The sequence below is a fragment of the Pseudoalteromonas denitrificans DSM 6059 genome (assembly GCF_900112265.1).
Lineage (GTDB): Bacteria > Pseudomonadota > Gammaproteobacteria > Enterobacterales > Alteromonadaceae > Pseudoalteromonas > Pseudoalteromonas denitrificans.
On record NZ_FOLO01000069.1, the window covers coordinates 1 to 25,007 of the forward strand.

A 25,007-nucleotide genomic window follows, 5' to 3' on the forward strand; every position below is an offset into this window, starting at 1 on the left:
AGTCGGCAAGCCAATCCATTATGCCTTGAATCAATGGGAAAAACTGATCCGCTATGTTGAAAACGGTCACCTGGATATTGATAACAATCGTGCCGAACGTGCGGTTAAACCATTTGTTATCGGGAGAAAGAATTGGATGTTCAGTAATACACGCAATGGTGCACAAGCCAGTGCGGTACTTTACAGCATAGTCCAAACAGCCAAAGCAAACGGATTGGTGCCATATGACTACATCAGTCATTGCCTTGAGCATCTTATCCATGCTCCTGAAAACTTGGATGCCATTCTGCCCTGGAATGTAAAACTGGGCTAGGTGTATTTGCCCAGTCGTTTACGTTTCACCTAGTGACATCACTAAAACGACTGGAATATCCATGATATCTGAAATCACACTTAAGGTATTGTTCCAACTACTCACAAGCTGTTTTGTAAACTCAGTATTCATACATATAGCTATAAGAGGGTTATAAATGTGAGCGTACTGAGTTTATTTTAGAAGTTTAAATCAACACTGATTTATTAAGTTTTCGATGTCTTGCCAGTGGTAGATATATTCATTTACTTTATTACCACAAGGGGTATGCCAAACCTTCTGAGCTATATTATTTGCACCTAATGACTCGTAAAAACCTCTTGCTTTAATATTATTCTGTAAAACTTCAAGATAAAGACTAGACTCTGAAAAGTGCTGATATGCCCAAGTAGCACCCGCTTTAATTAATGCAGTGCCTAACCCTTTGCCTTTTGACTCAGAATCTACATGAAGGTTGTCTATAATCGTGCCATATTTACAATGATGATGACCATAAATACAAATAAACCCACATAAAACACCATTATTTTCAGCTAATAAAACGAATTGGTTCGTTTTAGGTTGATTTAAACGCAATCGCCATATATCTATCCTATCGTTAAAAACATTATCATTAAGATAATTCGCAGATAAAACTTGACTATAATTTTGTTGCCAGCTGAGTGCATGTAAATGTGCAATTGATGAAATATCTTTATGAGTTGCTTCTCTAAATATCATTGCAAAGAGTTACCTGTTTTATTGATAATTAAATTATGCATGATAATTTGTTTGATGGTCTATCGTTTGTTAATGTTAAATAGCAATGATAAAAACACAGGCTTAATAATGATGAAAATGAATAACGTTTTCTTGCTAGGTATCTTTGCTCTATTTATGCATAACAATCTTCATGCAAAATGCATAATAAAAATGGTTTATAAAGAAAATTCAAAAATGCCACTTATTAATGCGGCCCCAAATAACAATGGATTTTATTTTAATCTTTATAATAAAGCAGCAAATGAAATAGGCTGTATTTTAAAAATCAGACGTTTTCCTAAAAAACGTCTTCACAAAATGTTAAATTCTGGAGCGCTAGATTTTTATCCTGGAGTGTCTATTTCAAAAGAACGCTCAAAATATCTTTATTATCTTCCAGTTGGTTTTGAAACGGCCCAATTTGGTATTACATCCAGTACTGTGCCAGAAATTAATTCATATTCTGATATCAAAAAACATAAATTAACTTGGTTAATGGAACTGGGTAGTTCAAAAAACGAAATAGCAAAAAGCTATAAAATTGAAACTCTGAAAACCCCTGTTGTAAATATAGAAAAAATTTTAAAAATGCGCTCTCTAGGAAGAGATGGTTTTACAATTTTAGATAAAGAACCTATCGATTATTATCTTAAAGAAAATAAACTCATAAATTACACTTCAATTGGTTTGAAAATTCACAAACACTGCTGCGGTGGAATAAAACCTATGTATTTAGGTTTTTCAAAATCATCTCCTCATTTCAAAGAACTTATAAATGAGCGATTCGATCCTAAACGCGTTATATCTCCTATCAATAACCCATCAAAACTTGATCCTAACTGTATCGCATCTAAATTTGCAAATGTCTTAAATAAACTGAGTACTTCGGGGGAAACACTTGCTATCTATGAGTCCTATATTTTGAATGATTTTGAATGATTAATTTCTAGAATGATTTTGAATTATAAATTAATGAAAAAATAACCGTTCGTAATTCTTTCATTATTACAAAAAATGAAAAAGGCCATACTTGTAAAAATATAGCCTTATAAAAACTTCAAAAGTGTCATTATTTAACTTTCTTGAGGTGAAGTTTGCCCCGTTAATACATCATTTTTTCTTTGTACTTCTGATAAATCGTTAATACAGTAATTAATGTAATAAACATTAAAGAAAAATGTGTAAATACCATTCATTTTCAAATCAATTTTATATGTGTTTAAAACATACTCCTGAAGTGCTTTCTTAGCTTTAAAAGCCCAAATAATATATAAAACACTTGCAGCGATTGTTAGCAATCCGCCTATGCTATCCATAACTTGATCCCCTGTTCCAGAAAAAGCCCCCCCTAAGCCAATACAAACGGCAATCCAAATAATGTAATTATTATCAGCTGTACGTATACCTGAAACTTTATCTATAATTTGATAATTATTATAAAGCCATAAAATTGGGTAAATCCCTGCTGTAGCTATCGTTAAAAGAACAAAATTCATGGTTTTTGTATTTATTTGATCTTTAAGTTCATTAATATTTGACATTATTTTTTCCTTTAAAATTTTTTATTAATTTATAATCCATATAAAAAGCGATGCAAAAAGTTACTCACCACTAATATATGAAATACTTATTAACATCTAGTCGTGAAGCTTTGAATTTTTAGGTTATAAAAACCTATTTTTCAATGTAGCCTTTTGTTCTATTTGATATTAACTTAAAAATAAGAATGTAAGCAATTGTTTATTTTTTGAATAAATCTCATAAATTAATATGACTTTTCTAAATCAAAAAAAAGGCTAATAACTTTCATCGTATATTTTATGATCCCTACCTTTGTTTATGTCACTTTCATCGTTTGATGCTATTCAACAGCGCAATTGTCAGATAAGCTAAGTTTTTTATTTTTAATAAACATATTATGCCCGAACAATTTGAAAAGCCCTTTAGCATAAAAAGTATGACCTTATTGCTCCTCACAATTTGGGTCGGCTTAGCTTTTTTTACTGCCTTATCACAAGCTTCAAACTGGCTAACCAGTCATCATTATGATGGTAGCTTTTTGGCACATTTAGAGTTTTTCACCATTAGAGTGTGGCTTCCATGGGTCGTATTAACCCCCATTGTTTTATGGTTAGCGCTAAAGTTTCCGATTAAACCTAAAAATTGGTTAAAGGCGCTTTTATTACATTCATTTTTCCTTTTGAGCCTTTCTTTAATTACTGGCTTAAGCATCAGTTTTCATTATCACTTTTTTATGGACATGGCTCCCAATATGGAAACTTATCAACCATGGCAACACACAGGGCACTTTCTATTTGGTGATAACCTTTTTCTTTTTAATACTATTATTTACACCATTTTAGTAACCAATATAAATATTAAATATTTTTCTCAAATAGCTCAGCAAAAAGCGCTTATTGCAAGCCAGTTAAATAATCAATTGATTGAGTCACAGTTGCAAACGTTAAAAATGCAAATAAACCCACACTTTCTATTTAATACACTCAATGTTATTTCTGTATTAGTGATGAAATCTGAAAATAATCAGGCAGGTGAAATGATCAATAGACTCAGCAGTTTTTTCAGAAGTACCTTAGATGATAAGGGTCAACAATGGTTACCTTTAAAAAAAGAGTTAAATCATGTTGAACAATACCTTGCGATAGAACAAGTCAGGTTTGGCGAGCGCATTAGCATAATAAAAGATTATGATGTGAATGCTTTGCCTGCACTAGTACCCGCTATGCTTTTACAACCTTTAATTGAAAATGCAATGCAGCATGGTCTTGAAGAAAAAGAAGGCAAAGGCGAACTCTCGATAATTTGCTATATTCGAAATGACTATATCCATATAGATATTATAGATGATGGTGCTGGGTGTGATTTTAATGATAAGAACTTCTGTGAGGGTATCGGCATAAGTAACGTTAAATCTAGGTTAAAGCAGCTATATGGAAATAAACATGAGTTTCATTTAATTAATAATATAAAAGGCGGCGTAACTGCAAGTTTAAAACTAGCGCTTAGTGTACCTTCTCAGTCAGGAAGTATAAATCAATGACCATAAACGTATTAATTGTGGATGATGAACCCCTCGCAAGAGAAGGCATTGCCTTGCGCTTGCAACAAGAAAAAGACGTCAATATTATAGGTGAATGTGAAAATGGCCGTGATGCGATTAGAAGCATCTTATCACTCAAACCAGACTTAGTATTTCTTGATATAAAAATGCCTAAATTAAATGGTTTTGACGTTGTTAATGCCGTGGGCTCCGAATATATGCCTCCCGTTATTTTCTTAACTGCTTATGATGAGTATGCGATAGAGGCGTTTACTGCACATGCTATTGATTATTTACTGAAACCAATTGATAACCTGCGCTTTAAAGAAAGCTTAAACCACGCAAGAGAACAAATACTCAAAAATAAAATTTCACAGCGTAGTGAACAATTGACGCAATTGCTCACTCAAACTCAAGGTTTGGGCCATACACATGGACCCATATCAGCAAGTGAACCTTCATCAAGCTATAGTCATAATGAGCGATTAGTCATTCGATCAAATGGTCATGTGTATTTACTTAAATCTGAAGATATTTACTGGGTTGAAGCCGAAGGTGATTACATTAGTGTACATACTCCGGAAAAATCTCATTTGGTAAGAGAGACCATGAAAAATATGGAACTGCGATTAACTGATCAAGGTTTTCAACGTGTGCACCGCTCTAGCATCGTAAATTTAAATTATGTGAGAGAACTTGTCAGTCTAGATAACGGAGATTATCAAATCATATTACGTGATGATACTTGCGTGAAATTAAGCCGAAACTACCGTGATATTTTGTACCAAAAACTCAATGCAGTATAACTTACATGGAAAAAGTTATGAAAAAACAATTTTTAAGGTTATTCACTACAATCACTTTTTTATTTATGACCACAAGCACACAAGCCATGACATCAGAGGTTAATTTAACGCATATAAAAAATTTTCGTCACATAACAAGTTTACTATCAAGCTCTGGTATGCCTTCAGCTTCTGAGTTTAAACTAATACAAAATAAAGGGTATAGGCATATTATCAATCTTATTCCAGGTGATTTTAACAAAGAAAACCACGATATCAGAGCGCTAAACATGTCGTTCGATCAAATACCTGTTGATTGGGAAAATCCGACCTTAGCAGACTTTCAAAAATTTGTTGTTTTAATGAATAATTACAAACAAGCACCTGTTCTAGTACATTGTCGCCTAAATTATCGCGCCTCTGCATTTGCTTATCTTTATCAGATAACACAGTTAGGCATAAGTCATGAGAGCGCACAGAAAAATATGTTGACTGTATGGCAACCTGAAGGTACTTGGTTGAAATATATTAATATGGTGAGAAAACACTACCAAAACATACTTTAGCGACAATGCTTATTCCTAGTGATAAATTTTAAAGCTCAGGAGCGATCATATATTTATCCTTCAAAATGTCCTTTAATACTCCTGATTTTTTCATCTGCATGAGATGAACTTTAATCTTTTCAAATGCTGCTGTATGTGATTTATGACATATAATATTGTCAGAAATAATTAATGGAGAAAACTTTGAATCAAAAGGAAAATGCGCTATTAGGCCTAATTTTTTATATGCATCGATAACATCAGGATAAAAAGAAATACTCCACTTTACACGTTTAGACATTAACATTTTTATATTTTCTAATTCACTATTAACTTCAAATACTGCACGAGCTCGATTTATCATCGATTTTATTGTGCTATTAACTGGTACTCCTCTAACAATGCTGATGGAACCCTCCCTCGTTATACCTTTAACATTGCTAACTAAAGGATCTGAAGGTCTAGAAATAACACGTACCACGGCCTGATTTATCGGTTGGCTACTTAATAATGCAAGGTTATTTAATTCAATATCAACATTATCAAAAGTTTCCACTCCTGGTGAATAACAGGCAAATTGTCTATTAATAAAACCTCTTTTAGCTCTAGCAATTGGCATCACTATTAATTCGTAACTTTCACTTAATTTTGTTTCATCTAATATCCTGCTGAGCATCTCATAATAACTACCACTGGAAGTATTATTATTTTTTGTTGGTCCATTACATAAAGATGATAATTCACCACATGCAATAACATGTTTTTTTGCCATCACGGGAAACATAACAACACATAAAAATAAAACTAATATGCAGAACCGTATGTGCATCTCAGTAACTCAATTATCAAAATATAAAATTTAAGTATAGTGCAACATAAATATCCCATATTTACTAATTTCATTAGGTCTGTTTAATATGACGCTATCGACAATTTTTATTTAATAAAAGAGAGAATTAAGCGTTCTCATTAAATTTGAACTCTTTTTTATCGGCAAATATTGCACCTTACCTATAGCAAATTGAAACTGGCCGATTGATAACTGTACGTTTTATTAAGTCAGTTTAACCTTCCCTTATATTCATTATAAGGAACATGCCTTTAGCAAGCGCTTAGGCAAACAAGCAAATGCAAACAATAATTGACTCTCAAAATGACAAAAAAAAACCACTAAAACTATACGCTGCTGTTTTTGCATCTTTACTTATCACCTTACCTCTATTAGCAAGCGCACTGTTTTCGAGCGAAAAGAGTGATGATGCGCAAATTTATCTTGATGAAATAACAATTAAAAAGGTTAAGACAGGAAATTTAATTCGAGATGTTCGTGCACCAGGTAATCTGATTGCTAAACATAGGCAATGGCTGTCAGCAAGAGTCAATGCCAAAGTGATAAAACGCATGCTAGAGCCTGGCGCGGTTGTAAATCCTGACACTGTTATTTTAAAACTTTCATCTCCCGAACTTATTCAAGCATATAAAAAAGTTAAAATTGAACATAAAGTTGTACAAGCGCAATTAGACGCTTTAAAAGAAGTGCACATTACACAAATGTATCAAAAGCAAGCTGACGTAAAGTTATTAACGGTTGAAAAGCAACAAGCAATAGAAGATGCCGCAGCAAAAAAACAGCTAATAGATGACAAAATAATCCCACAATATCAATATAGTGAAGCTGTACTAAGAGAAAAGCAACTTACTTTGCAGTTGGAAATTGCGCAATTTGAACTAAAACAATTACCGAGACTACAAGCGAGTTTATTAAAAGTGGAACAGGCAAAGGTAGCGCAACAAGCACTACAAGTTTCACTGTTACAAGAGCAAGTTGCACTGTTAAATGTCACAGCACAAATACATGGTATATTACAAAGCATTGCCGTAGAAGAAGGACAAGAAGTATCACTTGGCACTGAGCTTGCTCGTGTAGCAGATCAAACAAATTTAAAGGCAGAACTCAGGGTACAAGAGAGCCAGGCAAAAGATGTTCAATTGGGTCAAATAGTTGAAATTGATACTCGCCGAAGCAAAATAACAGGCACTGTTACGCGTATCGATCCCGCAGTTATAAACGGGACTGTTACAGTCGACATTGCGCTACCTAATAAATTACCTAGTGAGGCCCGCCCCGATTTAAGAGTAAATGGCATAATCGAAATTAAACGACTAGATAATGTGCTACTCCTTGATAAACCAGCCCACTGGCAAACATCTGATACAGCCTATTTTTTTAAACTTCTCGACAATTCAACTGCAATAAAAACGCAAGTTTCTATCGGTGCCAATTCTGCAAGATCAATACAAGTTCTTACAGGATTAAAACAGGGCGAACAAGTCATCATGTCAAATACAGCGCATCTAGAGCAATACAAAACATTGCAAATAAACTAACAAATACACAGAATTTAAAAAGGTAATGCAAAATGCAAAATAAAAAAACGCTGATTAATATCGCAGGTCTTAGTAAAAATTATAATACTGATGGCACAACTACCCATGCTTTAAAAAACATAGATTTGAAAATTTCACAAGGAGATTATGTCACAATTCAAGGGCCTTCTGGTGGCGGAAAATCAACCTTATTATCTATTATTGGTTTACTTGATAAAGCCTCAAATGGTGACTATCAAATAAGTGGTGTATCTGTAGCACAATTATCAGGTTCGCAAATGGCAAAGGTCAGAAATAGGGAGATAGGTTTCATTTTTCAAGATTTCAACCTCATTGGAGATATGACTGTAAGTCAAAATATTGAACTACCATTGATTTATCGAGGGGTCGATAAATCAACTCGAAAAATCAAAGTCGCAGAAGTTTTAAAGCGTGTAAATATGTCAGAACGTGCGAAACACTTGCCAAATCAATTATCAGGAGGCCAACAACAACGTGTTGCCGTAGCGCGTGCTTTAGTGGGTAACCCCACTTTATTACTTGCCGATGAACCAACGGGAAATCTCGACTCAGTAAATGGGGATTCTGTTATGCAACTTTTAAGTGAGCTTAACGCTCAAGGTGTCACCATTTGCATGGTAACTCATGACAGCCGATATGCTCACTTTTCAAAAAGAAGCATTCATTTATTTGATGGTGAAGTTGTTAAAAACACATCTGTCCAAGAAGATAAAAGTTCAACGACCATAGAAACAAGGGAAGTTGCAGAGCTTTTACCTACACCCACTCAGGTAGGAGCGTAACTATGTCACTTCAACAAGACGTTTTGACTGTGAATACGCATAAAAATAACATGATTGAAAAAATTGGCATTGATGTACGATATGCTCTGTCACGTATTATATCTCAGCTTTTTACCAGTTTAATTATTGTTTTAACTCTGGCGCTGAGCATCGGCGCTACAACAGCAATATTCTCTGTTGTAAACGGTTTATTATTTCAAGCAACACCATTTAAAGACGCTGAAAATTTAGTCATATTAGAACAAAAAGATATAGCAAAAGATCAAAGCTATGGTTTTTCTGCAAGTGAAATACTTGACTATCAAAATCAGTCCCAATCATTTGAGGATATATCCGAATACCATAATATGACCTTTACTATGTATGGCCATGGCGATCCAATTAGAGTGAGAACTGGTGTTGTTTCATCTAATTTTTTTAGCATGTTAAATTTAACTCCCATACTAGGGCGTACTTTTACTGAAGCAGAAGATGATATCGGTGCAGAGCCTTTAGTTGTATTGACTTATGAATTTTGGCAATCTGAATTTAATGCCAGTGATGACATTGTTAATCAAAGCGTTGAATTTAATAATCGAAGCCATAAAATAATTGGGGTTTTACCTCACTTTCCACAGTTCCCTGATGTAAATGATGTTTATATGGCAATACCATCATGCCCATGGCGTAGTAGCGAAAACGCTCTCTCAAACAGAGGCATGCGCATGATGACTAGTTTTGCTAAAATAAAATCTGACTTTGACTTAGAGGATGTAAATAATGAAATAGCAACAATTGCTGGTAATTTAAATAAAACATACCCCGAAGCTTACTCTGACAATGCAAAAATGAGCGCTAAAGCATTATCATTGCATGATGAATTAGTTAAAAGTAGCCGACCATATTTATACACTTTATTGGCCACCACTTTATTGCTATTTTTAATTGCTTGTGCAAATGTAACTAACCTGACGTTATCACAACACGCTAAACGTAAACGTGAATTTGCGGTAAGATCTTCTTTAGGTGCAAGCAAAGCACAAATTGCACAATTGCTGTTAATTGAAAGTTTGATCTTGGCTTTGTCTGGCGGAGCATTAGGTTTAATATTTGCCTTTTTTGGTTTAGATTTTCTCAAAGATTTTGCTTCAAACTTTAGTAGCTTAGCATCAGAAATAAGCATAGATACAAATGTAATGCTATTTGCTTTAACCATATCTATCATTTCTGGCATGATAGCGGGGATCGTGCCTAGTTTTTCTAAAATTAACTTAGTCAGCTCTCTCAAAGAAGGAGGTAAATCATCCTACTCAACGGATCACGGTATTTTAAGAAATGGACTACTCATTTGCCAATTTGCATTATCACTCACCTTATTAATTTCAGCTGGACTGACAATTAAAAGTTTAAACAATTTGCAAAAAGTTGATGCGGGATTTTCGCCTCAAAATGTTGAAATTTCACAAATTGATTTAAATTGGACAGTTTATAATACGGCGCAATTAAGATGGCAAATTTCTCAACAGATATTACAAGAAGTTGAAAAGCTACCCTATGTCACATCATCTGCACTGGCCATGACTTATCCAAATGATACTGTTGGCGTAAATTACAATAATATTCGTCAATCAGTTCAACTTGATGACCGTGACTTTGATCCAGACCATGTATTGCCAAACGCTTTCCTTAGACCAATCACCCATGACTATTTCAAAACAATTGACAGTCAACTATTACAAGGGCGCTTTTTTAGCATAGACGATGATGATAAAGCTCCTAATGTGATTATTATTAACCAAAAACTCGCCAAAAAATGGTGGCCAAATGAAAGTGCAATCAATCACAGTATTTCTTTAGACCAAGGCAGAACCTGGTTTAATATTGTAGGTATTATTGAAGATATTCATGAGCAAGGTGGCGCTGTTGAACCAAGTTTTCAAATCTATCAGTCACTTGCTCAGGCGCCTAGTCCACATATTGCGATATTGGTAAAGCATGATAACCATTCCAATATAAACTATGAACAAGATATTAGAAATATTGTGACACAATTAGATAGCCGCCAACCTATATCTAAATTTGAAAACTTACAACAAGCATTAGATAATTCAGTTGCATTACAAAGATTTTTGGCTCAGTTATTAACGATCTTTTCTATTATTGCTTTAGTGATGACAGTCAGTGGTGTGAGTGGTGTAATGAGTTATATGGTAAACCTCAGAACCAGAGAAATTGGCATCAGAATGGCAATTGGTGCCGATAAGTTAAAAGTAATTATTTTAATTTTATCATACGGCATGAGGTTAACCTTATTTGGATTATTGATTGGTTTCATCAGCGCTTATTTCAGTGGTGATTGGTTAAGTGAACAGTTATTTGATATTAAGGCTTTTGATTTTATGATATATGGCATTGCACTTGCCGTTTTATTATTAATTTCATTTTTAGCCTGTTTGTTACCGGCATGGCGCGCAAGTTCAATTCCCCCAATACATGCACTTAAAAGTCAATAAATTTAAGCTGTCATGATGTGCTAAAAGCGAGGTTCATGAAAGCTCACATGAACTCGCTTGTTAGACTATGAGGTTAAATCTCATTATTGATAAAATTCAGGTGACTGTTTTAAACGATTAACTGTTTTGTTTGCCAGTCATGTTGGATCTGAAGTGGCCATTTTATATCTATTATTTCCTTTTCTACAGCTTACATTGAAGCAAGGGATAAACCTTTACAATTTAAAAAAGCGACTCTCCTATGCCTAAGGTTTTGCTCAAAATAATATAAATCTCTACTTAATATACAGGCATATATACTTTTAAATTCACTTTCAACAGGTGATGACCTAGCGTATGAGCAATACACTTTTAATCATTATTTTAATAGGGGTAATACTTAAGGTAAGTGCTTTTACAAAAGTTTTACAAAGAAAAATAAGCTAATTTGCTATTCTATTGATACCCGTTCAATAACAGATGAACGAGCATAAATAATTTAAGGGTCTTTTTGTGTCACATAAACCTAAACTACTTATAATTGAAGACGAAACGCCTATATTAAGGGGCTTAACCGATTTATTTAGCTTTCATGGATTTACAGTTCAAAGTGAACAAGATGGTGAAAAAGGACTTGAGACTGCCTTGGCAAATCAATTTGATTGTATTTTATTAGATGTAATGCTGCCATCGTTAGATGGGTTTAGTATTTGCAACAAAATTAGAGAACAATCCCGAGAGCAAGCTATTATAATGTTAACGGCAAAAAGCGCTGAAGAAGATATCATCACGGGTTTAACCCTAGGGGCAGATGATTACATCTCAAAACCTTTTTCGGTGAAAGAACTGGTACTGCGTGTAAAAACAATATTGCGCCGTACTGGTGCTACACACAGTACCGACATTTTAATCTTAGGTGATAAAATTCAAATTGATTGCATTCATCTTAAAGGAACTGTATTTGGTAAAGAGCAATTTTTTACCCGCCGTGAAGTCGATATTTTAATTTATTTAAAAAAATATCAACGCCCTATTCCCCGCAGCGAACTGTTAGAGCAAATCTGGGGATATAATAAATCTAGCGAAATAGATACGCGTACCGTAGATATCCATATTGCAAAACTCAGAAAAAAAATTGAGCACAAAACGAATGCCCCCAAACTCTTAGTTACATTTAGAGGTGAAGGCTATAAATTATGTTTGTAAATTAAATTGTGACTTCCAGTGCCCCAAATAAAGAAAAGATAAACTCATGCCTAGAAAGAATATAAACATACATGAACAAATCTTGCGATTTAGGCTCATTGTATTCACATTTTTTATCTGCCTGACCTTGCCTTTAGTCATGATTGTATATTATGGCTATCAAAAGTTTGAAAATGACATGCTGTTTCAATATCGTTGGAAGTCATCAGATGCTTTAGTTCAAATAAATAAAACACTTAATCAACGCCTTCTAAATGAACAAAAACGTTCACCTCTTGAGTATTTTTTTGATCACAGTATGCACTTTGACAAACATAACAATGTTAAGCCAAGGGTATCACCGTTATCATTTCCAAAAGCACCACATTACCTGACTGACTTATTTGGCTTAATTGGTTATTTTACGATCATAAACAATGAAATACTCAAATCCCCCTTATTACCTTATACAAGCCAAAATGAAAATATTGCAGCAAATGTGCAACTCAGCACAAGTGATATTCACAAACGTGTTTCAAGAATTCAATTTATAAAAGAAATTTTAATAAAAAACCAGTTATTGAAAACAACTGGCATTGTAAATAATTTAAAAGAAAACAGTAAAGTATCAAACAAACTTAAGCTAATCACCCAAGAAACAAATTTCAAGTTAATTAAAACAGCAAACCAAAAGTTTATCTTTTATCGAAATATCCACTTTAATCAAAAGCCTGCATTACAAGGTTTTATCGTAGAAAAGGAAGTATTTCTATCACAATTACTCAGCATTTTTATAAAAAGAGCGCGGTATGACAATAGCGTTCAAGTTCAATTTATTGATAAAAAAAATGAAAAAAACAACTTGTTTTATCACTATAAAATCAAAAAAAATGGAGACGCAAAAGTAGGCATATCTCATACCATTAATGACAACCTCTTATCATACGCTTTATTCCAAGGTGATCTCACATTTCCCTTTTCAGACATGCGTTTATATTTTAGCACGGACAGTTTGCCACTTGGTCCTGCAAGTAGCTTTGTCTTCTTATTTATTGTCGTATTGAGCTTTGTCATTATTTCAGCTTCTATCGGTTTTTATTGGTTAGGCATAAAACAGATTAAGTTAGAAGAACAAAGAATGAATTTTGTATCATCAGTTAGCCACGAATTAAAAACCCCCATGACATCCATTTTAATGTATTCAGAAATGCTAAAGTCAGGAATGGTGCAAGACCAAAAAAACCAAAGTGATTACCACCATTTTATTTTTGATGAAAGCGAACGCCTCTCACGTTTAATCAATAACGTTTTACAGCTATCAAATCTGAGCCAAAATCAAAAGGTGATGTCACTCGAATATATGGGAATTAATGTTTTAAAGGATATTATTCAATCAAAAGTATCGACATTAATTAACAAAAATAATTTTCAACTCCACTTTATATTTGATAAAAGATTATCAGCTGATACGCAAGTGCTGATAGACCTTGATGCTTTCGCTCAAATAGTCATAAACCTAGTCGATAATGCAGTAAAGTTTTACAATGCTGCAAAAATTAACGATATACAAAGGCAAAAAATTGATATTACATTTACAGTGAATCATTCATCTAACAAAAAGATTAATTTTTCAATTCGAGATCACGGTCCAGGTATTTCGAAATCTCAACATAACAAAATCTTTGAACTATTTTATCGATGCGGTAATGAAATGACCCGCACAACATCAGGTACCGGTATTGGTCTTGCTCTAGTTCATCAATTAGTTGTTGCGCAATCGGGAGAAATTTCAGTCAGTCGCAAACAACAAGGCGTTTCATTTGACCTTGTTTTCATTGCGCGACAGCTATAATTTTCACTCTGTTAGCTATTATTCTACAATAAAAAATGGTTTAAAAATTGACACTTTTTGTTTTACAAAAGTTTTACAGTTCAAACAACGCTTGCCCTTTATGATCACCTCTAAACTAAAATACGTTCACAGGTATCATTATGAATAAACTTAATTTAAAAAAGCATCAAGTCTTTGCATGCACTTTAGTATTCGTCTCAAGCTTTGCTTCTCAAGCTGAAATAACATCACAATCAGATAGCAGTTTTACAGTAACCCATAGTTTTGTATCCAATAAAAGTATCTCAACGGCACGTCATGAATTTGGTCATGTTGGCCGTTGGTGGACATCTGAATTTACTCTGTCAGGCAAAGGTAATAATATGTATTTCAACTCTAAAGGCATGCATGAAAGAATGCCCAGTGGCGAAACAATTACTCATCTAATAAAAACAGAGAAGGCTGATAACCAATGGACTTGGGCCGGAACTTTGGGAAAATTAAAAAACGAAAAGGTGAATGGAGAAATGAAAATAAGTATTAAAGAGCGCCACCATCAAACAAAAATCACCATGAAATATACAGTGACCAGTGACTTACTGGTTTCAAATCAAAATTGGCCAAGTTATATCGATAATATGTTATCAGTTCAAATGAACAGTTTAAAAAAATCATTAAATAACAGATAGATTTAAGCGACTTATTTGAGCATTATATTTAATAAGTCGTTAAACTACCCTGTTAATAAAAGGACATTAAAAAAGATACACTACCATTTAGGAACTTCATGCAAATCAATAAATATTTCATTTCTTTTTATGTAAAAATATAAGTGGAAATAAATGACAACAAAAAAGTTTAAATATTGATTGAACATCTGACTTAACTAATTACCTAATCTACTTATCCACACTTGTTGTTTTGTGTCATTGCTTAACTCCATCACTAACAACATAGCCTTTTCTTTATCACTTTTCATAACGCTTTTAATTAGTTGATCAAGTGCATTATCACGTAAATCATTATCATCCAAATCTAAAGCCCATTGCTGTGCTTTTTGAGGCTTTTGTCGGTACCAAATATTAACCAAACGGTTAATATATTTAACATTTTCCTTGCTTTGAACGATGCTTTTAGCAGCTTGTGATGGCGCGTTATACATCCAAGTGGTATAAATTTCATTTTTCGCCGAATTAAACCCACCCTCAGCTTTGTAATTATCTAACCAAGAAAGAGCCTGTTCTGGATAAGATCTCCCCTTTTCACCAGCAATAGAACGAAGTAAATTATTTCTCCTTTTTCCAGAATCTAATGATTTCAGTTTCTGCTCCGCAACATTTAAATTTGTATTAACTAAGTTGATATCCATGGCTTGAAGTACCTGATCAGACAAGCCTATTTCTGTTGCCCATAAATAGGCATTAACTGGTGAATCTCTCACATAGGATGTTGCGACATTTTGGATCTCTCTCATTGACATATCTGAGTGGTTCAACATCACATAATCAGCAGCTTGCTCTGGTTGCACGTGTGACCACTGTGCAAGAACCATTTCTGTCACATTTTGCGGTAAATGATCGCGATATTTATTTATCAGCGCTAATGCCTTTTGAGCATTAACAACGGCTAACTCACTTAATGCACTGCGATATAAATCCCCTCCATTTTTATCTTGTTCCATAGCAGCTAATAATGCTGTTTCGGGTTCTTGATTGATCCATTGGGTTAAAGCGATAGCACAAAGCATTTGTCTTAGATTTTGGCTTTGTATTTTTTGCACTTGAGAAAAGGCAGCTTCTGGGTCTACCTTTGACCATTTACGCACAGCTGCGCTTAACCATTGTGAACGTTTGGATTCACTTTTTGGCAGAGCCAAAAATGTCATAAAAGCAGACTCAGCTCCATTTTTAAATGCTTGCTGCCAAATCAATACGTTTTTATGTTCAGGAGATAAAGACTCAGCCATTAAATGCAGTTTTTCTTTTTCTGGAAAATATGACGTTCGCATTAAATACATGACTATTTTTTCTTTAAGATCGCTTGATGCGATTGAATTTAAATGCGTCAGTGCTGACGTCATATCCATCCATGCCCATTCATGATACATACCATAGAGTAGTCGCACTTCTTGATCTTTAATGTCAAATAATGAGTAAAAAAATGACATTGCTTTTTGCGGGTTAAGTATCACATATCTATTAATAAATATGCCTGCAAGACCATAACGTTCATTTTCATGTTCTAAGCTCAATGATTCAATGATTAAGCTCTGTAGTTGTATTTGTGAACTATTTAACGCTAAATGATAACTTTCATAATATTGCATAAATTCAGTTGGAAGCTTTCTGATTTGAGCAATGGATAAGGGTGCTATTTTACCCTGTTGATTGTCTATATTTGTCGTTAAATGTGAAAGATTAAGATCCGATGTATGCGCTATAGTGTGCATGTTTAAATGATTAAAATCTTTTGCTTTACTGAGTAAAGGTTTATTGGGTAAATCAAAAAAATAATTAAGACTCAAACCAAAAATAATTAAACTTAAAGCAGTTAAACATCGCATTATCATTTTAATTTTCCTTGCAATACACGATTGCCAAACAATTGTTTTTAAGTATAAAAGAAATTATTAAAAAGACATGAACTGATAAGTTTTCTTTAACGCATTGTTTAGTTTTTAATTTTTCACTGAGTATTTAAATAACTTAAATATGGTACTTGAATAAAGCACCATTTAAGTTAGCTGAACTTGTTAAGCGCAATATGCAAAAATAGACACTTTAGTGCAGTACTGCTTTTGATCTGTCCAGCAAGCATAACGGCTATATATTCCACCACCAACCTGTGGTGTCATATCTGATGGTAAAGCTTGATGATCTTTAGATAAGTTTTTCAATTTCTTCTTATTTAATTTTAATTTCATGATTACTCCTTAGAATGATTTATAAGTCAACGCACTTAATAGGTACTAAGTACCCGATTAAGCTAATTAATTGAAATTAATAAATCAAATAACATCGCAAGATAAAAGGTTCAGCTTGTAAAAAGTTAATAACGCTAATGTAAATTGATTTTATAGTGCGTGGTTCTAACCTGTGCTTATTTTTATACTGGTGGCAGACTTACTGAATAAATTCTATGTGTAAAGGTTAAACAACAGTAAAATTAATAATTATGGGTGATATGTCATTGTAGTTATAACAAGACATACATTTTGAAGGTAATCTCAACTAACTTTTTACAATTAAATTTTCATTACAACCTACCTAGTACAAATAATATGGCTTCTTGATTCAATTAATTTACTTATAATAAATGAAAAATATAGCGTTAAAGTTTGGTTTTTGAAATACGATTAAACCAAACTTTGCTTTAAATCATTCTGTATTTTATTTTTTCTTTGAAATAAATGTTTTGTTAACAATACGCCAATCATTATTGCGCTTGTACATCACTAAATAGTCAATGTAATGTGTTTTTGGTGTATCAAAATCTAGCTTTACCATAGCCATTTTGTCATCAACAATATCAACGGACAGTATTTTTGCTTGCCATTTATCTTGAGTCACCTTATTAAAAAAACCTGAAAATTCCTTTAATGGAACAGTCCGAATGGTCTCTTTTTGTGTTTCTTTATCAATACTTATCATTTTCACGTGACCAAACTCTAAATCAAATGATTTTGATAAAAGCGCCTGATCCCCATTAGCTGCACCAGTAAAGTAGTTATAGGCAGTGTCTACAACAGCTTTATATTCTTTATTAATGAGTGCTTGTGCATTAGCGGTTGTTGAAAGTGATAAAAAAAACACAGATGTTAATATTGATAATACATTTTTTATCAAGGTCATTATTTTGATTTCCATAATTAATTAGTTTATTTTTCTTTTAAATAAACAGTGATTTAAAATGCCATTTGATACTTGAACTACTAAAATGTAAACAGTTTAAACTGTAATAAAGTGTGTATTGATCTTTCTTTGTATCTCAATAAATATATTAAATTAAGCCTTCTTATTATCCTCTTTTTTAAACCTATTTTTCCTTTTTATCTGTTATTTGAATCAATTAATAAAATGGCACTAAATTAAAACTAATGCTTTTTACCTACCATAGAAAATAAATTCATTTTTTTTCATTAGTTATGTCAACCATTCTCTATGCCGTACGTTTTAATAAAGTTAGCGTTAGCTAATTGACAAAAAAAAATAACTCAAACAATTCAGTTAAAGTGCAGATATTCGATTTTTTTTGCACAACATGGAGAATAAACATATGTTTTTTAAATTAAACCAACACCGAACAGGTGTCACAATATTAGCTAGAATATTAGTTTTTATGACACTGTTTACTACAACATTTACCATGGCAAATACCTCGGCGACACACCCCTATCAACTGATAGCAAAAACTCACTCTTCCACTCAAGTTGCTTTATCATGGCAACCCCCACAAGATTCTGATTGGGTTTCGGGGTATCGCATTTTGCGAGATGGGCAAGAGATTGGCCAAACCTCATTAACTTTATATATTGATAGCCAAGCATCATCTAACAGCCATCACACGTATCAAGTGATTGCGTTTAACCAAGAAAATACGATCACTGAGATATCAAACACCGACAGTGTGAAAACCTTAGAAAACGATCTAAATGATGGTCTCAGTAATGGTTCAATTATTCGAACAGGTGTTGCACGTTTAATTGATGTGTGTGGCACTAACTCGATAGATGCTGTTCCTACTGAGTCTCTTGATACATGTTTACAAAAAGCAATTGAGTTAAATACTTTACCAAAACTGTTAGGTGATATGAAAGCCTATGTTGCAAGACTCAGGCGACAAGAAGACAAAGATTTAATTAACTTAGGTATGCGTTTATTTCACAGTAAATCACTGAGTGAAAATTACGATACCTCTTGTTCCTCATGCCACACTCCGGCTGTAGGTTGTGGTAGTGATGCTTTATCTATGTCAATTGGTGTAAATGCGCAAGTTCAAGAAGTTATTGGCGTTGGTCGTACTGATGGTGCGCTCATTCCAAGTGTTGGTCGTAATTCACCGCCAATTTGTAATTCGGCTTTGTGGGTTGATAGCATGTTTTGGGATCAAAGAATTGCATTACGCGAAGCTAATAGAGATAGTCCTGTTGGCCGTGTTTCAACTGCAAAGATCAGAACACCAGAAAAAGAAGTAACAAGAAAAATGCTGACTGATGTTAGTAATACAGACCCACTTCGCTTATTGATCGCGCAAGCACATTTTCCAATTACAGAAGCTGCTGAGATGGGTGACCCACAGGGACATGCTTCACCGCAAGCCTACCGGGAGTTTATTGCACAACGTTTACAAACACAGTGGAAAGATGAATTTAATACTGTTTTTGGTGATGAAGATATTTCATTTTTACATATAGCGCGTGCGCTTGCGGCTTATCAAGCCTCATTTTTATTTATAGATAATCCATTTTTTGATTATGTTGATGGCAACCTTAATAGTTTAAATGAAGATGAAAAGCGTGGCGCGCTCTTCTTTTATGCAGGTTCTGGTTGTGCTAATTGTCATGATGGTGCGATGTTTACACCTGAAAGAACACGTGGCCCGCTTTATCCACAAATAGGGATAAATGCAGTAGACGATGGTACTGTCAAAAATCAATTTAGAATGCCAAGTTTACTCAATGTGGGTATTACAGCGCCTTATGGCGATAAAGGTGTTTTCCCAACTTTAGAGCGTGTCATTGAGCATTACAATGATGTTACGACATCACTTGAACATTTTTACTCTGGTGTAGAAACATGTAATTTACCGCAATTTAAACACCTAACTCAAGAGCAGTGTAAAGAAGTTGTTGGTGGAGGTGAAAGTTTTATACTTGAACTTAATGCTGCCAGACGCGAAGAGAGCGATCGTGGTGACGATGCAATTGTTAAAAACTTCACACCACAAGAAATTCGTTATTTAGCAGCTTTCTTGCGTAGTTTAACAGATCCTGAAGCGCGCGCAGGCAGTAATGAAATTAACGTATTAATTCCACCAAGGGATGGTGGACCTGATGGTCATCAGCTAAATGCAGTTGATAATACAGGTAATGCATTATAAGTTCATCAACTAATAAGTTCAGGCTTTGCTTAATAAGGTAAAGCTTGAACACCCCTTAATAAATGAAGCCTAGAATTCTAAATGTCTCGTGTAATATTGTAAAATAAACAAACGTTTTTTTAAATTTTTAGGTGCACCTTCACTGAGCAAACCTGTTAAACTTTGGTGCGATCACACCTTTGTCATACCACGTGGCTTTTTCACAGCAAAATATATTATCTTGTGGATCAATGTTCGGCTCGCCATTTAAAGAACCGGCAGGAACAACAAGTGCTTTACCAGTACCTGAAATATAAGGAAGTCCGCAACCACATTCCATACAAAATGCTTTAGAAATAGCACGATTTTTAAGATCAAAGCGCTTAACTAAATCAAAACCGCTCAACCATAAAATATTATCCAACCGAGTAAATAGATTTGATGCATAAGTAGAACCCGTTGTTTTTTGGCACTGGATACAATGGCACAAATGAAACTGTTCAAAATCATTTTCACACTCAAATGTCACTTTTCCACATAAACAACTTCCTGAAATTTTTGACATTTAATTCTCTTAATCGTTATTTATTTGAAAATAATTAAGCTAGATTACTTTAAATTGCATTTTAAGTCATTAAGGATAAGGCAATCAAAAACGGTGTAATAACCCTATATTAATCACGTAAAATAATGACTAAGCTTTGACTTACCTCTGTTACTATCCAACAATAAAATATAAAACAAAATTTATTAATCAAGCTGGTAATAATTTCATATGATAAAACCGATAAGATGGACAATTGCAAAAAAAGTAGGTGGCACAGTATTTATTTTGCTCTCAATTATTTTTAGTTTGCTGATCCACTCCTTAATAGCTTTAACTGAAATAGAAGCTGAATTAAACGAAATTGCAGCTATTGATGTACCTCTAACTGAATATGCCAATGAAATTGAAATAGCACAGCTAGAACAACGTATACTCATGGATGAATTTATCCATAAAAAACTTGCAAAAAAAGAACATACTAAAAAAGAAGAACAAGAAATAATACAATGGCAAGTTAGAATGAATGAACAATTTGAACTGGCTATAAAAACATCAAAAAGTGCAGTGAACACAGCATCATCAAGTGAATTTAAAGATATTTTAGCGACTTTAAATACGCTAAAAAAAGAGCATGAGATAGTAAACACATTATTCAATCAATTAATTAATGGAGAAAACATATCTGTCAATTTAGATGCCGTTATTAAACAAGATGAAAATTTTGACCGTCTTGCTATAGATTTAATTCATGGTATTGAACAAATAACCAAACGTAAAGCTAATATTGTACTAGAACATGAGCATCAATTTGCAATAATTAGTTATTCATTGGGTATTGTTGGCGCAATTATTGGAATTTCATTAGCGACATTAATCATTATAAGCATTAAAGCCAGTATTAATAAAATCTCATACAATATTAACTTAGTATCATCTGCTATAAAGTCCAATAAAGATATACCTGTTGGCCAGGTTGAAAAAGTAAAAAGTACTGATGAATTTGGTGAATTATCACATAACCTGACAAATATGATAAACGAAGTATCAAGTGATATAGATAAGCGTGAAAAAGTATCAAAAGAACTTAATGAATTAGCAACAAAAGATCATTTAACCCAATGTTTTAACCGCTTTAAGTGGGATGAATCACTTAAATTAGAGGTTGCTCGTAGTTTAAATAGCCATACCCCTTTATCACTAATATTTTTAGATATAGATCATTTCAAACGTATCAATGATACTTATGGACATGATGTGGGTGATAATACGTTAATTGATGTTGTTAACATTGCACAACAAAATATAAGGCAACTCGATACGCTATACAGAACCGGCGGTGAAGAGTTTTCAATCTTATTGCCTAATACAAAGTTAACCGACGCACAATTTCTGAGCGAAAGAATAAGAAAATCAATTGCTGAATTTGATTTTAAAACCGTTGGACATATAACAATAAGCTTAGGTGTTACTTTATTTAAGGGAAAAGAAGATACTGAATTAGCCTTTTCTAAACGTGCAGATACAGCCTTATATCAAGCCAAAGAATCTGGTCGAAATAAAGTTTCGACTATCCTTGAACTATAGAAGTTTATTGACAGCTGAGGACTTTCAAAAAAAAGAATCATTATAAATGACTATTAACTCACCCTATTCACTCGTTTACCTGTCAAATATCAATAGTATTCTAATTTAGCTGTATTAGAGTATGGTTAAACTACTTTAAAATATCATTATGTGCAATATAACAACATGAAAAATAATATATTTCTCATGTTGTTATGGCTTTGTTTTTTGTATTTAATTACCAAGTAAAAGAAACACAAAATTCATAAAATGGCTGATAATGTTTACAACCTTATTAACTTGGGCTATCCAAATATTGTTGTTGGCACACAAGCAGTTAGTTTAATTGAATCAGGCATGGGTGATTATAAAGATCACAGGAATAAGAATGTATTGAAACTGATTCAAACCATTACAAATAAACCTATTAAGTATGTTATTAACCTGCATTCGCACCCTATTAAAATAAAACATCAGGTATTTGGAGAAAATAATAAAAGCGCTTTGTCACCATAATCAAAATTGATTATGGTGACGTTTTGTATCAAAGCTCTTTACTCATCTCGTAATTAAAATTCCCTGATGCACTTGCTATGTGGCTACATTTTTAAGCAGACACGGATTTTTGTTTAATGCCAGTTCCGAGATATTAATTTTAATTCTTCATCTACATTCAATGCTTGTCCCTTAGCCACTTTTTTCAAATACGGTTCAATTATTTTTCCTTGTGATCCCGTAGCCGTAATATAATGCTCCAAGTCCAATATTTTAGTCTGTTTTTTGACTTGAACTTGCCAGCTTTTCTGAATCTTACATGCGACACTGTGCTCCTGCATTGACTGTGCTTTGATTACGTATTCACGGCATATATTACCATTGGTATGGCGAAATGACTGCAGCGCAATAAATTGACTTTCTTCATTCAATTGAGCAACTTCCATTGAAGGCCTAGTTTCTAATGCCTGGTTTAGTGCAACAGATATGTGCTCTTGCAAGCTGAATTGATAACCCAAAAATGATATTAAACTAACAACAACTAATGACGCAGCCATTGCCATAAATTGCCATACCTCTGTTTTAGGTTTTTCATTTTCCAATAAGTTGCTTAATGCCTCAGGTATAGGGTCTGATTCAATTTCGCTAAAAGCGGATTTTAAATTTTGATCTAGTGATTTAAGCACTTGGTATTGCTGATTAAGTGCAGGTTCTTTCAATAGCCTCTGTTTAAAGCACGCGCTTTCCTCAAGACTAAGTTCACCATCTAAAAAAGCAGAGATCAATAAATGATCTTGTTCGGGCAACATTTCGTACTCCTATTGTGTATTTAATAGCTGTGCCAGTTTCGCTCTGGCACGTGCAACTCGGCTCATTACAGTGCCAATGGGAATATCCAGGCTTTGTGCAGCTTCGGCATAACTAAACCCCTCAACAATCACCAGTGCCACTAATTGTCTTTGTTCATCATTGAGTTGTTCCATTGCGGTAAAAATATGGGCCAACTCATCACTTTCTGGTCCTGGCTCTTGCTTATTATCTTGTGCATTTATAGAGGTTTCTAACAATTTCTTGCGGTTTTGATTTGATCTTATTTCATCAATCCATAAGTTCTTACATATTTTAAAAAACCAAGGTAGTGCTGGTATGTCTTTACTCATGCCTTTTCGCAACATTTTTTCAACTAAATTTTGCACTAAGTCATCAGCATCAGATTTATTACCAGTTAGTCCATAAGAAAACCGCCTTAATCGCGGTAACTCTTTGACAAGCAGAGCTTTAAGTTGTGTTTTATTGAGCAAAAGCTTTCCTCTTTATCTTAATAACGACTGGCACCTTTATTTTATTCCCAAAATTTTATTTATTACCCTTTTATTTAATCATTAATATTTTTAACTAATCTAATAGAAAATTAAAATGAATGTTCAATATATCATCACTATCTCATTCCCTCCTCATTATAGAGCAGTTAACCTCGCTTTTTGGTTAGCCCATCACTACTTTTTTGCAGAGCCTAACAAAAAATAAATTAAAAAAATGACAAAATAATGGGAATAAATTCTAAGTGACAGACGTTAACCTTGTGATAAAAGTTGAAAAGTACCATTGAAGGATAAAACGATGCCTGAAATAAAACAATTTTTGAATATAAAAATAATGACAGAACAGAGTTCCAAGTGAGCAATTTTACTAAGGAGAAATTAATTGCTCACCAAGGTACAGCTGCAAGAGATTATTCTTTAACAAAACAAAAGCGTGCTACACGTGAAAATCGTAAATACCTCAGAAAACAAGCTGAACTTATTTGTAAAAGGCGTAAAAAAATTAGGCTTTTATACAAGTTTATTTTTATAAGCATCATTTTAATGACCTTATACAGTCTGATTAAAGGGGTTACAGCCTTAAGGATCCCCACAAATTTTTGAAGTGATGCCTGTGATCTGTTAAATATACTTTCGCCAAAAAACAAACCTAACAGATACAGACATCAAATGACATTATCCACACTAAATATGATAGATCCAATTAAATTTGATAAACGAATTAAACAGTCATTAATGGAAGCTGTTGATGCAGTTAAACATGGCGCAAGACTGAGTTTAACTTCTATCGGTAGAGCGTTAGCACAGTCAAATAGCTCAATTGAAAAATACGGTATTAAACGCATTGACAGGTTACTGGGTAACCAAACACTACATCAA

Annotated in this window: 23 protein-coding genes and 1 pseudogene; 15 read left to right on the forward strand and 9 right to left on the reverse strand. The window is 33.5% G+C overall.

The annotated features are described in order from the left end of the window. The coding region (locus BM088_RS24070; protein ID WP_177208024.1) for an IS66 family transposase at positions 1-313 on the forward strand (313 nt) is incomplete at its 5' end. A gap of 192 nt (positions 314-505) precedes the next feature. On the opposite strand, the gene BM088_RS24075 is transcribed toward BM088_RS24070, so the two are convergent. Next, positions 506-1,033: a GNAT family N-acetyltransferase gene (locus tag BM088_RS24075; protein ID WP_091990931.1), complete on the reverse strand. Its 528-nt coding sequence runs from the start codon at positions 1,031-1,033 to the stop codon at positions 506-508. 216 nt (positions 1,034-1,249) lie between these two features. Between BM088_RS24075 and BM088_RS24080 the strand changes: the two genes are divergently transcribed. Then, positions 1,250-1,993 (forward strand): transporter substrate-binding domain-containing protein, encoded by a 744-nt coding sequence (locus BM088_RS24080; RefSeq protein ID WP_143085150.1) that lies wholly within the window; start codon positions 1,250-1,252, stop codon positions 1,991-1,993. Positions 1,994-2,127: 134 nt separating this feature from the next. Here the strand turns inward: BM088_RS24080 and BM088_RS24085 are convergent, their stop codons facing one another. Continuing rightward, on the reverse strand, positions 2,128-2,595 hold the full coding sequence (locus BM088_RS24085; protein ID WP_091990936.1) for a DUF4234 domain-containing protein: 468 nt from the start codon (positions 2,593-2,595) through the stop codon (positions 2,128-2,130). Positions 2,596-3,011: 416 nt separating this feature from the next. Here BM088_RS24085 and BM088_RS24090 point away from each other — a divergent pair, with 416 nt between their 5' ends. Genes BM088_RS24090 through BM088_RS24100 form a run of 3 tightly spaced genes read left to right on the forward strand, consistent with a single transcriptional unit; the run spans position 3,012 to position 5,466 of the window. Then, the gene (locus BM088_RS24090) at positions 3,012-4,115 is read left to right on the forward strand and encodes a sensor histidine kinase (RefSeq protein WP_177208162.1); all 1,104 of its coding nucleotides are present in this window, start codon (positions 3,012-3,014) and stop codon (positions 4,113-4,115) included. Then, on the forward strand, positions 4,112-4,921 hold the full coding sequence (locus BM088_RS24095) for a LytR/AlgR family response regulator transcription factor (protein ID WP_091990941.1): 810 nt from the start codon (positions 4,112-4,114) through the stop codon (positions 4,919-4,921). The genes BM088_RS24090 and BM088_RS24095 overlap by 4 nt, the downstream gene beginning before the upstream one ends. 17 nt (positions 4,922-4,938) lie before the next feature. Further along, the gene (locus tag BM088_RS24100) at positions 4,939-5,466 is read left to right on the forward strand and encodes a protein tyrosine phosphatase family protein (protein WP_177208163.1); all 528 of its coding nucleotides are present in this window, start codon (positions 4,939-4,941) and stop codon (positions 5,464-5,466) included. A 28-nt stretch (positions 5,467-5,494) separates the two neighbouring features. On the opposite strand, the gene BM088_RS24105 is transcribed toward BM088_RS24100, so the two are convergent. Further along, the gene (locus BM088_RS24105) at positions 5,495-6,229 is read right to left on the reverse strand and encodes a hypothetical protein (protein ID WP_091990947.1); all 735 of its coding nucleotides are present in this window, start codon (positions 6,227-6,229) and stop codon (positions 5,495-5,497) included. A 344-nt stretch (positions 6,230-6,573) separates the two neighbouring features. On the opposite strand from BM088_RS24105, the gene BM088_RS24110 reads away from it, so the two are divergent. The 6 genes from BM088_RS24110 (at position 6,574) to BM088_RS24135 (ending at position 14,812) form a co-directional block, all read left to right on the forward strand. Continuing rightward, positions 6,574-7,833, forward strand: coding sequence for an efflux RND transporter periplasmic adaptor subunit (locus tag BM088_RS24110; RefSeq protein ID WP_091990950.1), 1,260 nt, complete (start codon positions 6,574-6,576; stop codon positions 7,831-7,833). A gap of 32 nt (positions 7,834-7,865) precedes the next feature. After that, entirely contained in the window at positions 7,866-8,636 is a 771-nt protein-coding gene (locus tag BM088_RS24115; protein WP_091990952.1) for an ABC transporter ATP-binding protein, read from the forward strand. Positions 8,637-8,638: 2 nt separating this feature from the next. Further along, positions 8,639-11,128, forward strand: coding sequence for an ABC transporter permease (locus tag BM088_RS24120; protein ID WP_091990955.1), 2,490 nt, complete (start codon positions 8,639-8,641; stop codon positions 11,126-11,128). Between the two features lie 492 nt (positions 11,129-11,620). Then, complete coding sequence (locus BM088_RS24125) at positions 11,621-12,313, forward strand: response regulator transcription factor (protein WP_091990958.1); 693 nt, start codon at positions 11,621-11,623, stop codon at positions 12,311-12,313. 46 nt (positions 12,314-12,359) lie between these two features. Beyond that, positions 12,360-14,144, forward strand: coding sequence for a sensor histidine kinase (locus BM088_RS24130; protein WP_091990960.1), 1,785 nt, complete (start codon positions 12,360-12,362; stop codon positions 14,142-14,144). A gap of 140 nt (positions 14,145-14,284) precedes the next feature. Then, a complete protein-coding gene (locus BM088_RS24135) occupies positions 14,285-14,812 on the forward strand; it encodes a hypothetical protein (protein WP_091990963.1) in 528 nt (175 codons plus the stop codon). A gap of 197 nt (positions 14,813-15,009) precedes the next feature. Here BM088_RS24135 and BM088_RS24140 read toward each other — a convergent pair whose 3' ends face one another. The 3 genes from BM088_RS24140 to BM088_RS24145 form a co-directional block, all read right to left on the reverse strand. Next, the gene (locus tag BM088_RS24140; protein ID WP_091990965.1) at positions 15,010-16,692 is read right to left on the reverse strand and encodes a hypothetical protein; all 1,683 of its coding nucleotides are present in this window, start codon (positions 16,690-16,692) and stop codon (positions 15,010-15,012) included. A 183-nt stretch (positions 16,693-16,875) separates the two neighbouring features. Further along, the gene (locus tag BM088_RS27420; protein ID WP_177208164.1) at positions 16,876-17,046 is read right to left on the reverse strand and encodes a hypothetical protein; all 171 of its coding nucleotides are present in this window, start codon (positions 17,044-17,046) and stop codon (positions 16,876-16,878) included. Between the two features lie 466 nt (positions 17,047-17,512). Continuing rightward, positions 17,513-17,974, reverse strand: a complete 462-nt coding sequence (locus tag BM088_RS24145) for a nuclear transport factor 2 family protein (RefSeq protein WP_245763911.1) — start codon at positions 17,972-17,974, stop codon at positions 17,513-17,515. Between the two features lie 424 nt (positions 17,975-18,398). Between BM088_RS24145 and BM088_RS24150 the strand changes: the two genes are divergently transcribed. Continuing rightward, positions 18,399-20,222, forward strand: coding sequence for a cytochrome-c peroxidase (locus BM088_RS24150; RefSeq protein ID WP_177208165.1), 1,824 nt, complete (start codon positions 18,399-18,401; stop codon positions 20,220-20,222). Positions 20,223-20,361: 139 nt separating this feature from the next. Here BM088_RS24150 and BM088_RS24155 read toward each other — a convergent pair whose 3' ends face one another. Further along, on the reverse strand, positions 20,362-20,766 hold the full coding sequence (locus tag BM088_RS24155) for a GFA family protein (RefSeq protein ID WP_091990973.1): 405 nt from the start codon (positions 20,764-20,766) through the stop codon (positions 20,362-20,364). Positions 20,767-20,976: 210 nt separating this feature from the next. On the opposite strand from BM088_RS24155, the gene BM088_RS24160 reads away from it, so the two are divergent. Further along, positions 20,977-22,332 (forward strand): GGDEF domain-containing protein, encoded by a 1,356-nt coding sequence (locus tag BM088_RS24160; protein WP_091990976.1) that lies wholly within the window; start codon positions 20,977-20,979, stop codon positions 22,330-22,332. 249 nt (positions 22,333-22,581) lie between these two features. Continuing rightward, entirely contained in the window at positions 22,582-22,827 is a 246-nt protein-coding gene (locus BM088_RS24165; RefSeq protein ID WP_091990978.1) for an MBL fold metallo-hydrolase, read from the forward strand. 113 nt (positions 22,828-22,940) lie between these two features. On the opposite strand, the gene BM088_RS24170 is transcribed toward BM088_RS24165, so the two are convergent. Together BM088_RS24170 and BM088_RS24175 are read right to left on the reverse strand one after the other, a co-directional pair. Continuing rightward, on the reverse strand, positions 22,941-23,615 hold the full coding sequence (locus tag BM088_RS24170; protein WP_091990981.1) for an anti-sigma factor family protein: 675 nt from the start codon (positions 23,613-23,615) through the stop codon (positions 22,941-22,943). Positions 23,616-23,624: 9 nt separating this feature from the next. Then, positions 23,625-24,107, reverse strand: a complete 483-nt coding sequence (locus BM088_RS24175) for an RNA polymerase sigma factor (protein ID WP_091990984.1) — start codon at positions 24,105-24,107, stop codon at positions 23,625-23,627. A gap of 690 nt (positions 24,108-24,797) precedes the next feature. On the opposite strand from BM088_RS24175, the pseudogene BM088_RS24185 reads away from it, so the two are divergent. Beyond that, a pseudogene (locus BM088_RS24185) lies at positions 24,798-25,007 on the forward strand (hypothetical protein); the annotation flags it as partial.